Here is a 12,241-nt window from a genome sequence, read left to right as displayed (position 1 = left end):
AAAAAGCTGGAGTCCCCCCCCAGGCGCACCATCGGCTTCCGGTGGATCTTACGCTCGTCAGGAAAATCCAACTGGCCGCTGCGGATCCCGACCGCCTTCACCACCGGGGTTGCCCACAAGACCACACAGGCAGCAGCGAGAAAGGCAACCAAGTAGGGCATGGCAGGCCGTAGCGAGGATGGCGGTTATCCCAAGTGAGGGTAGAGCGGAAAACGGCGGCAGAGCTGAGCAACCCGCTGACGACAGTCTTCAAGAACGCCTGGATCCTCCGGTCGGAACAGGCAATCGGCAATGATCTCCCCGATTTCCTCGAATTCTGCCGGCCCTAGGCCGCGGGTGGTCAAGGCCGGGGATCCCAGACGCAGGCCGCTGGCCACAAGGGGCGGCTGCGGATCGAAGGGGATGGCGTTTTTGTTGGCGGTGATGTGGATCTCGTCCATCAGGCGATCCGCCCGCTTGCCCGTCATCACGGGATCCGCCGCCCCGTTTTTCTCCAGCACCGCCGAGACCGAGCGCAGGTCCAACAACATCAGGTGGTTGTCGGTGCCCCCCGAAACCAAGCGGATGCCACGCCGCTGCAGAGTCGCCGCCAGCGCCTGGGCATTGGCGATTACCTGGGCTGAGTACTGGACAAAGCTGGGCTGCAGCGCTTCCCCAAAGGCCACCGCCTTGCCGGCAATGACATGCTCTAGCGGCCCACCCTGGCTGCCGGGGAACACCGCCTTGTCCAGCTTTTTGCCCAGTTCCGGGTCGCGGGTGAGAATCAGGCCCCCGCGTGGCCCCCGCAGTGTCTTGTGGGTAGTGGTAGTTACCACATCGCAGATGGGCACGGGGTTAGGGTGGTGCCCAGTGGCCACCAGGCCGGCAATGTGGGCGATATCGGCCATCAGATAGGCCCCCACCTCGTCGGCAATAGCACGGAAAGCGGCAAAGTCAATGACCCGAGGATAGGCCGAATAGCCGCAGATGATGAGCTTGGGCCGGTGCTGCAGGGCCAGATCCCGCACCTGGTCAAAATCGATTCGCTCCGTCTTGGGATCCACCCCATAGTGCACCACGCGGAACCACTTGCCGGAGACATTGACTGGCGAGCCATGGGTAAGGTGGCCACCATGGGCGAGATCCATACCCATGATCGTGTCTCCCGGCTGCAGCAGGGCCAGGAAAACGGCAAAGTTGGCCTGGGCGCCGGAGTGTGGCTGCACATTGGCGTGGGCTGCTCCAAACAGTTGCTTGGCGCGGTCGATGGCCAGTTGTTCGATCTCGTCGATAAACTCGCAGCCACCGTAGTAGCGCTTGCCGGGCAGCCCCTCCGCATACTTGTTGGTGAGCACCGATCCCTGGGCCGCCAGGACAGCCGGCGAGGTGAAGTTCTCGCTGGCAATCATCTCCAGGTGATCCCGCTGCCGGTTCAGCTCCTGCTGAATCAGGCGGTAAACGAGGGGATCCGTTTCCGCCAAGATGGCCAGGTTGTCCCGGGGGGTGGTCAAGCTTTGGGGAGCGGCTACCATGGTGACGCCAAAAGCAAACGTTGCCGACAAAAAAAGCCCAGCAGCGCCCTGCCGTCGCAACAGTCCTACGGAGCAACATCGTAACACAGGGGGGCTAGGCCAGGGGATCCCCAGGGGCCAGAGGAGGCTTTGTAAAGAATGTTTTTCGGCCCTGGGTCTGGCCGCCGGCCAAGGTAAAGTGGGGGGCAGGGTTTTAGGGAGTTGGCTATGACCGACGCACAGGTTTTCACTATCCTGGCCATTGCCCTAGTGCCGGCAGTGATGGCCGTGCTCCTGGGATCCGCCCTGGCTCGCAGCTAGTTTTCAGCAAAAGGCTGCTCTGCAGGACCTACCCCTGGGTAGGTCCTTATTTAGTGGTCAAACGGGTGAGTGTTGCTATTGGCTAAAGTTGGATAAGAGACACTGCCGGTAGCCAGCCCGGAAGCAACTTGAGCCAGGTGGATCTCCAGCGAGTTCAGCGCGCCCTTTCCCTAGAAGCAGAGGTGGGGTTTACCGACCTGCGAGGGCGAGAGCAGACCTTCTCCCAATTTCTGCAGAGCGTGTTTGCACAGGATCCCCCCCCTGTCTGGAAGCTGGATGGGGAAGAGCGACGGCGCTGGCGGGAACTGGGATCCCGCTATCGCCTCTACCCCCAGCTAGAGCTGTCGGAGCGGCAGCACCTGGTGGCAGAAACCCGTCGCTGGCTGGAGCGTCTCCGGCGGCAGCAAGAACAAGCCCACTCCGCCCCACCCAGCCCTGCTTTGCCCCCGCCCAAGGGCCTCAGCTTGGAGCAGCCTCTGCAATTTCTCAAAGGCATTGGCCCCAAGTCAGCGGAGAAGCTGGCGCAACTGGGCCTGCATACTGTGCGCGATGCCCTCTACTACTTCCCACGGGATCACCTGGACTATTCTCGCCGGGTGCCCATTCGCCAGGCCAAGGTGGGGGAGACGGTCACCCTGGTGGGGACGGTGAAAAGCTGCAGCTGCTTCACCAGCCCCAAGAACCCCTTGCTGACCATCTTGAACCTCAAGATTGCCGACAAAAGCGGCATAGTCACCCTCAGCCGCTTCTACAGCGGGCGGCAATTTGCCCAGCGCAGTTGGCAGGCAGCCCTAGAGCGGCAATACCCCAAGGGAGCAGTGGTGGCGGCCAGTGGCTTGGTGAAGAAAGGCCGCTTTGGCCTGACGCTGGATAACCCGCAACTGGAGGTGCTGGGGGGAGAGGGCGAGGATCCGGACAAGCTGGGCAAGATCCTGCCCGTTTACCCGCTCTCAGAAGGGATCCCCGCCGATCTGGTGCGCAAGGCCGTCCAGCTTGCCCTGCCGGCAGCCGCCTTGGTGGAGGATCCCTTGCCAGAGAACCTGAAGCGGCAGTTGCAGCTTTTGGACTTGCCCCTTGCCCTGCAGCAGATTCACTTTCCTGAAACGCGAGAGCTGCTGGCCCAAGCCCGGCGGCGGCTGGTGTTCGACGAGTTTTTCTATCTGCAACTTAGCCTCTTGCAGCGGCGGCAGCGCTACCGCGCCCAAGCTCAGGCTGTACCTCGCTACCAGCCCGCCAGAGGGGAGCTCTTGGATCGCTTCTACCAGATCCTGCCCTTCCAGCTTACTGCGGGCCAGCAGCGGGCCATCGATGAGATCCTGGCGGATCTGCGGGATCCCTTGCCCATGAACCGCCTGCTACAGGGGGATGTGGGATCCGGCAAAACGGTGGTGGCGGTGGCGGCCTTGCTGGCAGCCATTCAATCCGGCTGGCAGGCGGCCCTCATGGCTCCCACCGAAGTCCTGGCCGAGCAACACTACCGCAAGCTGGTGGAGTGGCTCAGCCAACTGCAAGTGCCCGTTGAACTCTTGACTGGCTCCACACCCCCCGCCAAGCGGCGCGAGATCCTGCGGCAGTTGCAAACCGGGGAGCTGCCCCTGGTAGTCGGCACCCATGCCCTCATCCAGCCGGCGGTGCAGTTTCGCAACCTGGGCTTGGTGGTCATCGACGAGCAGCACCGTTTTGGGGTAGAGCAGCGGGCTGCCCTGCAACAGAAAGGGGATCACCCCGATGTCCTGACCATGACGGCCACCCCCATCCCCCGCACCCTTACCCTGGCCCTGCACGGGGATCTGGACGTAACCCAGATTGACGAGTTGCCCCCGGGGCGCAAGCCGGTGCATACGGTGGTAGCTCGACCGGGGGATCGCCTGCAGGTGGTGCGGCTTATCGAGCGGGAAATTGCCCAGGGGCGGCAGGCCTACGTGGTGCTGCCTTTGATTGAGGAGTCGGAGAAGCTGGATCTCAAGTCGGCCATTGAAGAGCACCAGCGCCTGCAGGAGAAAGTCTTCCCCCAGTTCCGGGTGGGCCTGCTGCACGGGCGCCTGAGCAGCAGCGAGAAGGAGGCGGTTATCGAGGCCTTTCGCCAGCGGGAGCTGGATATTCTTGTTTCCACCACGGTGGTGGAGGTGGGCGTGGATGTGCCCAACGCCTCGGTGATGCTGGTAGAGCATGCCGAGCGCTTTGGCCTCTCCCAGCTCCACCAACTGCGGGGACGGGTAGGACGGGGCTCCGACCAGGCCTATTGCATCCTCATGACCTCCTCCGAAAGCGAAGAGGCCCTGCGCCGCCTCAAAGTCCTGGAGCAGTCCCACGATGGCTTTTTCATTGCCGAGATGGATCTGCGCTTCCGGGGGCCGGGGGAGGTGATGGGCACCCGCCAGTCGGGGCTGCCCGACTTTGCCCTGGCCAGCCTCATGGACGACCAAGAGGTGCTGCAGTTGGCTCGCCAGGCGGCAGAGCAGCTTATTGCCCAAGACCCTGAGCTGCAGCAGTGGCCCCGCCTGCGCCACATACTGGAAGAACGCCAGGCCCGCCTTTTGGGGCCCGCTTTGTTGACTTAGCCTTGGTGCCTATGCCCCCTACCCCTGAAGAGCTGAAGCTCCACGGCCTCTCTTCCCAGGAGTATCAACAGATCCAACAGCAACTGGGCCGGGATCCCAACCCCACCGAGCTGGCCATGTTTGGGGTGATGTGGTCGGAGCACTGCTGCTATAAGAACTCTCGCCCTCTGCTGAAAAACTTTCCCACTGCGGGCGAGCGGGTGGTGGTAGGGCCAGGGGAAAATGCCGGCGTGGTGGACTTGGGGGATGGGGACTGGCTGGCCTTTAAGATCGAGTCCCACAACCACCCTTCAGCCGTGGAGCCCTTCCAGGGGGCGGCCACCGGCGTGGGGGGCATCCTACGCGATATCTTTACCCTGGGCGCCCGCCCCATTGCGCTCTTGAACTCCCTGCGCTTTGGGCCGCTGACGGATCCCCGCAACCGCCGCTTGATGGCCAGAGTGGTGGAGGGGATCGCCCACTACGGCAACTGCGTGGGGGTGCCCACGGTGGGGGGCGAAGTGGCCGTGGATCCCTGCTACAGCGGCAACCCCCTAGTCAACGTCATGGCTTTGGGGCTTTTGGAGGCACCAGCAGTGGTGAAGTCGGCAGCGCGGGGGGTGGGCAACCCTGTCTTGTATGTCGGCGCCACCACCGGGCGGGATGGGATCCGCGGGGCCAGCTTTGCCAGCGCCGAGCTGAAAGAAGATGCGCACCAAGACCGGCCAGCCGTGCAGGTGGGGGATCCCTTCCTCGGCAAATGTCTCATCGAGGCCTGCCTGGAAGCCTTTGCCACAGGAGCAGTGGTGGCTGCGCAGGACATGGGCGCTGCCGGGATCACCTGCTCCACCGCGGAGATGGCGGCCAAGGGAGGGGTGGGGATCCGCTTCGACCTCGACCGGGTGCCGGCCCGAGAAAGCGGCATGGAAGCTTGGGAGTACCTCCTTTCGGAGTCCCAAGAGCGGATGCTGCTGGTGGTGCAGAAAGGCCGGGAAGCAGAGGTCATAGAGATCTTCCACCGCTGGGGCCTGCAGGCCAGCGTGGTTGGGGAAGTCATTGCCGAGCCGCTGGTGGAGATCTGGCACCAGGGATCCTGCGTGGTGCGAGTGCCGGCGCGGGCCTTGGCGGAGGATACCCCTGTATACGTCCGTCCCGTGTTGCCAGAGCCGCCAGAGTATGTGCAGGCAGCCTGGCAATGGGATCCCAGTACCCTTCCCCCCTGCGACCGGCAAGGGATCCACCTACCCCAGGAAACGCTGGCGTGGGAGCAGGTGCTGCTACAGCTTTTGGCAAGCCCCACCCTGGCCAGCAAAGCCTGGATCTATCGCCAGTACGACCACCAGGTGCAAAACAACACCGTCCTTTGGCCGGGACAGGGAGATGCGGCGGTCATCCGCATCCGCCCCCAGAAATTTGGCGTAGGCGAAGTGCCACCCCTGCAGGCTTCCCGCAAGGCGATTGCCGCCACCGTAGACGGCAATGGTCGCTGGGTGTACCTGGATCCCTATGAGGGGGCCAAAGCTGCGGTGGCCGAAGCCGCCCGCAACCTTTCCTGCGTGGGGGCAGATCCCTTGGCCGTAACCGACAACCTTAACTTCGGCAACCCGGAAAATCCGGTGGTGTACTGGCAGTTGACCCTGGCCTGTCGGGGGATTGGGGATGCCTGCCGCACCCTGGGCACGCCGGTAACCGGGGGGAACGTCTCCCTCTACAACGAGAAGGGATCCCAGGCCATCTACCCCACTCCTGTCATCGGCATGGTGGGTCTCATTCCGGACTTGAAATTCATCTGTGGCCAGGGGTGGCAGCAAGAAGGGGATCTCATCTACCTCTTGGGATCCCAGGCCGTCGCCAGCCTGGGGGGAAGTGAGTACTTGGCGGTCATTTACCAGAAAGTTACAGGCCGGCCCGCGCCGGTGGATCTGGAACTGGAAAGGCAGGTGCAAGCAGCCTGCCGCCACGGCATCCGGCAGGGGTGGGTGCGCTCCGCCCACGACTGCAGTGAGGGGGGACTGGCCGTGGCGCTGGCGGAAGCCTGCCTCAGCGGCGGACGAGGGGCCAAGATCTGGATCCCCTCTCCGTCTACCCGTTGGGATCTAGCTCTCTTTGGCGAGGGATCCAGCCGCATCCTCGTTTCCGTCGATCCAGCCCAGCACTCTCCTTGGGAAGCCTACCTAGAGTCGCAGCTTCCCCGCCAGTGGCAGCTTCTAGGACAGGTGGGCGGGCCAGCGGATCCCTTGGTGGTGACTACTGCAGAAGGGGATCCCGTGTTGTCGGTCTCTTTGGCAGCTCTACAGGCCGCCTACTCCAGTGCCTTTGCCGACTAGCTGGTAGACTAGGCTGATTCGGACAAGTTGGCCTGGATCACCTCGCGGTAGTGGGACTTGGGCTTGACGCCCACCACCTGGGCCACCAGCTCCTTGTTTTTGAAAAACTGCACCGTTGGCGTACAGGTTACCCCGCCGGCCTCGGCAATCTCCGGCTCCTTCTCGATATCGATCTCCACCACGTGCAGCTTGTTGGCAAACTCTTCGATGACCTTGTTCAGGATTGGCTTGAGGGCATGGCAAGGGGTACAGGTGGGAGCCGTGTACTTGACCATCAGCAGGCGATTGCTCTCATGGTAAAGCCGCCGCAGGGCATAGCCCCCTTCATGGCAAGTTTGGTTGAAGTCGAGGTCCTCTTGCACCTCCTGCTCAAAACCGGCCTCCTCGACAGCAGAGCCTCCCGCAGGCTCTACCTCGATAGCAGAAGCGAGTTCCGGCTGGCTCGGCGGGACAACGGGATATTCCTGAGCTAGACCTCGCTCCGAGAGCCAGCGCTCCGCCAGCATGGCCGCCATACAGCCGGTGCCGGCAGCGGTGATGGCCTGACGAAACTCGTGATCTTGCACGTCCCCAGCGGCAAATACCCCCTCCACACTGGTGGCTACAGAACCAGGGCGGGTGACAATGTAGCCAGCTTCATCCAGCTCCAGTTGCCCCTTGAACAAGTCCGTGTTGGGTTTGTGGCCAATGGCGTAGAATACCCCCCCTACCGCCATCTCCTGCAGCTCGCCGGTCTGGTTGTTGCGCACCCTCACGCCAGTCAGGCGCTGGCCGTCGCCCAGAACCTCTACCGCCTCCGTGTGCCAGTGCACCGTAATCTTGGGGTGGTTGAGCACCCGGTCTTGCATGGCCTTGCTGGCCCGCATCTTGCCACTGCGCACCAGCATATGGACATGGGATCCAAACTTGGTCAGGTAGGTGGCCTCCTCACAGGCGGTATCGCCACCGCCAATCACCACCAGTTCCACTCCCCTAAACATGGGCATGGCCCCATCGCAGACAGCACAGGCCGACATGCCCCGGTTCCAGTAGATCTCCTCCCCCGGCAGGTGCAGGCGCTTGGCCGTAGCCCCGGTGGCAATGATGAGGCTGTGGGTGCGCACTTCCCGTTCCTCGGAGCGAACCACAAACGGCCGCTGGCTGAGGTCCACAGAGGTAACATCCTCGGGGTAAAGCTCTGCCCCCCACCGCTCTGCTTGAGCGCGCATGTTCTTCATCAGTTGGGGACCGCTGATGCCCTCGGGAAAGCCCGGAAAGTTCTCCACCTCGGTGGTGGTCATCAGTTGCCCACCCGGGATCCCGCCCACTTGAAACCCCTCGAACACCACCGGCTTTAGGTTGGCGCGCCCAGCGTAAATGGCTGCAGTCAACCCAGCAGGGCCCGAGCCAATAATGACCACATTCTCAACCCGACCTTGGTTTGTCATTGCTCTATCTCCCCTTCCGCAACGGGACTATCAAGTCAAACTCGTAATGACTACGCTTTAACTTAACACGATTCCGCAGCCTCAAGGAGGCCAGGGCTTGTCAGTTTCATTTTCGTTCTCCCGCGGATTGCCGGTGAGCTGCTCTTTGACGAAGGGAAGGCTGGAACCAGGTCATCCTTGTATCAGAAGATACAAAAAGCTGGTGTCGGCCTTTCTAGGATGGGTGAGCGCTTTCGGCCTGTCTTAGTTTCAACCGCAACCCAAGTCAAGTTAGGAGAAAGGCATGGCATCCACCCCACAAGAAGTGCTCCAAATGATCCACGACAACAATATCCAGATGGTGGATCTCAAGTTTGTGGATCTCTTTGGCACCTGGCAGCATGTCTCCTTCCACTCTTCAATGCTGACGGAGCAAGTTTTTAGCGAAGGGCTGCCCTTTGATGGCTCCAGCATCCGGGGCTGGAAATCCATCAACGAGTCGGACATGTACATGGTGCCAGACCCCAAAACGGCCTGGATCGACCCCTTTTTCCAAGTGCCCACCCTCAGCCTCATCTGTAACATCATTGAACCCCGCACCGGCCAGCCCTACAGCCGTTGTCCTCGGAGCCTGGCCATGCGGGCTGTGGCTTACCTGCAATCGACAGGCATTGCCGATACGGCTTACTTTGGGCCCGAGGCAGAGTTTTTCATCTTTGAAGATGTACGGTTTGACCAAACTCAGAACGCCGGCTACTACTTCGTCGATTCCATCGAGGGCCGCTGGAACTCAGGCCGGGAGGAGAAAGGGGGCAACCTGGGCTACAAGCCGCGCTACAAAGAAGGCTATTTCCCTGTGCCGCCCACCGATGCCCACCAAGACCTCCGCACCGAGATGTTGCTAACCATGGCCAAGTTGGGGGTGCCCATCGAAAAGCACCACCACGAGGTGGCCACTGGCGGGCAAGGAGAGCTGGGCTACCGCTTTGCCGACCTGCTCACCTCTGCCGACTACATGATGATTTACAAGTACGTGATCCGGAACGTGGCTCGCAAGCACGGCAAGACGGTGACGTTCATGCCCAAGCCCCTCTTCAACGACAACGGCAGCGGCATGCACACGCACCAGTCTCTCTGGAAAGACGGCCAGCCCCTCTTCTACCAAGAAGGCAACTACGCGGATCTCAGCGAGATAGCTCTCTACTACATCGGTGGCCTCCTCAAGCATGCACCAGCCCTTCTGGCTTTCACCAACCCCACCACCAACTCCTACAAGCGCCTGGTGCCTGGGTTTGAGGCGCCGGTAAACTTGGCCTACTCGCAGGGCAACCGCTCCGCAGCCATTCGGATTCCGGTAACGGGCAAAAACCCCAAGGCCAAGCGGCTGGAGTTTCGCTGCCCAGATGCCACCTGCAACCCTTACCTTGCCTTCTCGGCTATGCTGATGGCTGGCTTGGACGGGATCAAGAACAAGATCCACCCCGGCGAGCCTCTCGACAAAGACATCTACGATCTGGAGCCGGAGGAGCTAGCCAAGATCCCCTCCACGCCCGGATCCCTGCTGGATGCTTTGGAAAGCCTGCAGAAGGATCACGACTTCTTGTTGGAGGGGGGCGTCTTCACTGAGGATCTCATCGAGACCTACATCGAGTACAAGATCGACAACGAGATCAACCCCATTAACCTGCGGCCTCACCCCTACGAGTTCGCGCTCTATTTCGACGCCTGATTCTCATCTAAACCATTAGTTCTCGGCCAAGGCTTTTGAACGGGATCCCTTCTTGCTGGAGGGATCCCTTTTTTGTGCCTGCTCTGGTACTCTGGGTGGGGGTGCTGAGTTTACAAACTCAGGGGGGGTTTGGATGGGATGGTTATAGGTCTTATTATTTTTGTCCTTTTTCTCGTCCTTCTTTTCTTAGGCCCTCTGGCGCTTATCGCCTATCTAGAGAAGAGGCGTCGGGAAGCCTTGGAGCGGGTAGCCAGGAGGTTGGGAATGTCGTTTTCGGCGGAGCTACCCGAAGGGATCCGATCCCGCTTGCTTCAGGCTGGCTTTGAGCTATTCCAACGAGGCGGCGCTCGTTTCTACAACTCGATGTTCAAACGACTGAACGATGGAACCGAAATCGCCATCTTTGACTACAGCTGGAAGGCTTCCAGAGGAAGAAATTATTACTTTTCTGTTTTCTGGGCCTATTGCGAAGACCTACGGCTACCTCATTTTCGGCTGCACCCAGAAGTTCCCTTGTTCCACGACGTTGCTAAAGCTTTTGGCATGCAGGATATCAATTTCGAGAACCATCCCGACTTTTCTCGCCGCTACCTTTTGCGCGGAGAAGATGAGGCTAAGATTCGCCTGCGCTTCCATCCCAGTTTCCTCAACTTCTTGGAGCAGCATCCTCCTTGTTGTGCGGAGGGATTCGGGCCGCAGCTTGTCATTTGGCGGGATGACCCACCGGTGAGTCCAGAAAAAATGGCAGACTGGCTGCGCTTTGGGGAAGAATGGGTGCAACGACTGCGGCTGCGTCGCGTTTAACTCTCTGGATCGTCCCTCAAGGCCACTCCCTGGGTATGATGAGAGGAAGAGTTTAAAAAACGTAACGTGTCTTCCTCATTGTCCCAGGCGGTTGTTCTCATTACAGGGGCCACAGGGGGCATTGGCAGCGCCCTTGTGCCTCTCCTGGCCCAGGCCGGAGCCCATCTGGTGCTGGCGGCGCGGCGAGAAGGGCCCCTAGCCACCTTGGCCGAGAAAGCAGTAGCCCTCGGGGCTGCTTCTGGAGTAGGGATCCCCACAGATGTAACCGACTACGCCCAGGTCGAGGCGCTGGTGACCCAAACGCTGCAGAGGCACGGGCGGATCGATGTGCTAATCAACCTGGCCGGCGCCGGCATCCTCAAACCTGCCCCGCAAATTACCCCCGCTGACCTGGAGCAGATGCTGGCGGTCAACCTCAAGGGCAGCTTCTACACCAGCCAACTGGTGGCCAACGCCATGCGGGAGCAGAAGTCCGGCCATATTCTCAACTTCCCCGGCATTCTGGGTCGCCACCCCATGGCCATGGCCTCGGCTTACTGTGCTGCCAAATTTGGCGTGGTCGGCTTTACCAAGTGCATGGCCGATGAGCTAAAGCGCTTTGGGGTGCGCTTTACCCTGTTTTACTTTGGCGGCATCGACTCGCCCTTTTGGGATCCCATCAGCCTCAAGGTGCAAAGGGACAAAATGCTCAGCCCCGCCACGGCTGCCGAGGCCATTCGCTTTGTCCTCACCCTGCCGGCCAATGCCGTGCCCAATGAGGTAGTGCTGCAGCCAGAGAGCCATCAGTTCCTCTAAAGCTTGCCAAGAGCACCTCCAGGCTAGAGGTGGGATCCCTGCTGGCTAACTTGGCAAGGCCCCTCTTGGCTGGGGGGCTAGAGAGCTACTTGCGGCTATTTGGGCAGGGTGTTTGGCGCCACCACCCGCCTCCCGGAACGCCTTGCCAGCTCTGATCCTATCTAGGAGAGTTTGGATCCTGGGCTTCACCGACTAGCTCCCCAGCCCGTCCTTCCGGCAGCCTGCTGCTACAGCTCCTGCCGCGCTTCCAAGGCTCGGGCCAGGGTAACCTCGTCGGCATACTCCAACTCCGATCCCATGGGCAGGCCAAAAGCTAGACGAGTCATGCGCAGGTTGGGAGCAACCGGCTTCAGGTAATCTTTAACCACATGCATGGTGACCTCCCCCTCTACACTGGGGCTGAGGGCAAAAATGAGCTCCTGGGGCTTCTCCCGCGCCACCCGTGCCACCAGTTCGCGGATGCGCAACTGCTCAGCCCCGATCCCATTCATGGGCGAGATCAAGCCCCCCAATACGTGGTAGAGACCCTTAAACTCGCGCGTTCGCTCTACGGCGATGAGATCCCTGACATCGGCCACCACGCACCAGAGCAGGCGGTCCCGCTGGGGGGAGCGGCAGATCTCGCAGGGATCCTCTGCCGACCAGTTAAAGCAGATGGAGCAGTGCTTAACGGTTTGCTTGGCTTCCAGTAGGGCTTGGGCCAGGGCCTCGACCTCGTGGGCGGGCCTGTTGAGCAAGTGCAAGGCCAGCCGCTGAGCGGTTTTGGAGCCAATGCCGGGCAGGCGCTGCAGCTCCTCGATTAGGCGAGCCAAAGGGCGAGTGTACACAG

The 12,241-nt window shown here is 61.1% G+C and carries 9 protein-coding genes; 6 read left to right on the top strand and 3 right to left on the bottom strand.

Features of this window, described 5'->3' with window-relative positions; all coding sequences use genetic code 11:
* Positions 1 to 185: 185 nt before the first annotated feature.
* The gene (gene glyA, locus NW814_RS05585; RefSeq protein WP_414405516.1) at positions 186 to 1,511 is read right to left on the bottom strand and encodes a serine hydroxymethyltransferase; all 1,326 of its coding nucleotides are present in this window, start codon (positions 1,509 to 1,511) and stop codon (positions 186 to 188) included.
* A 207-nt stretch (positions 1,512 to 1,718) separates the two neighbouring features.
* Between glyA and psaM the strand changes: the two genes are divergently transcribed.
* From psaM to purL, 3 genes are all read left to right on the top strand, one after another.
* Positions 1,719 to 1,811: a photosystem I reaction center subunit XII gene (psaM, locus tag NW814_RS05580; RefSeq protein ID WP_414332959.1), complete on the top strand. Its 93-nt coding sequence runs from the start codon at positions 1,719 to 1,721 to the stop codon at positions 1,809 to 1,811.
* Positions 1,812 to 1,948: 137 nt separating this feature from the next.
* Positions 1,949 to 4,372, top strand: coding sequence for an ATP-dependent DNA helicase RecG (gene recG / locus NW814_RS05575; protein WP_414405514.1), 2,424 nt, complete (start codon positions 1,949 to 1,951; stop codon positions 4,370 to 4,372).
* An 11-nt stretch (positions 4,373 to 4,383) separates the two neighbouring features.
* Positions 4,384 to 6,678 (top strand): phosphoribosylformylglycinamidine synthase subunit PurL, encoded by a 2,295-nt coding sequence (gene purL, locus NW814_RS05570; protein ID WP_414405513.1) that lies wholly within the window; start codon positions 4,384 to 4,386, stop codon positions 6,676 to 6,678.
* A gap of 8 nt (positions 6,679 to 6,686) precedes the next feature.
* On the opposite strand, the gene trxB is transcribed toward purL, so the two are convergent.
* Entirely contained in the window at positions 6,687 to 8,105 is a 1,419-nt protein-coding gene (gene trxB / locus NW814_RS05565; protein ID WP_414405512.1) for a thioredoxin-disulfide reductase, read from the bottom strand.
* A gap of 283 nt (positions 8,106 to 8,388) precedes the next feature.
* Between trxB and glnA the strand changes: the two genes are divergently transcribed.
* From glnA to NW814_RS05550, 3 genes are all read left to right on the top strand, one after another.
* Positions 8,389 to 9,813 (top strand): type I glutamate--ammonia ligase, encoded by a 1,425-nt coding sequence (gene glnA, locus NW814_RS05560; protein WP_414405511.1) that lies wholly within the window; start codon positions 8,389 to 8,391, stop codon positions 9,811 to 9,813.
* 264 nt (positions 9,814 to 10,077) lie between these two features.
* Positions 10,078 to 10,617, top strand: a complete 540-nt coding sequence (locus NW814_RS05555; RefSeq protein ID WP_414405510.1) for a hypothetical protein — start codon at positions 10,078 to 10,080, stop codon at positions 10,615 to 10,617.
* A 66-nt stretch (positions 10,618 to 10,683) separates the two neighbouring features.
* On the top strand, positions 10,684 to 11,412 hold the full coding sequence (locus tag NW814_RS05550; RefSeq protein ID WP_414405509.1) for an SDR family oxidoreductase: 729 nt from the start codon (positions 10,684 to 10,686) through the stop codon (positions 11,410 to 11,412).
* Positions 11,413 to 11,639: 227 nt separating this feature from the next.
* Here the strand turns inward: NW814_RS05550 and recR are convergent, their stop codons facing one another.
* Positions 11,640 to 12,239, bottom strand: coding sequence for a recombination mediator RecR (recR, locus tag NW814_RS05545; RefSeq protein ID WP_414393157.1), 600 nt, complete (start codon positions 12,237 to 12,239; stop codon positions 11,640 to 11,642).
* Positions 12,240 to 12,241: the final 2 nt, after the last annotated feature.

Source organism: Synechococcus sp. R65.1, assembly GCF_047461755.1.
In the GTDB taxonomy this organism is placed as follows: domain Bacteria; phylum Cyanobacteriota; class Cyanobacteriia; order Thermostichales; family Thermostichaceae; genus Thermostichus.
The sequence above is the reverse complement of the archived record's forward strand: the minus strand, read 5'-3'. Positions and strand labels throughout refer to the sequence as shown.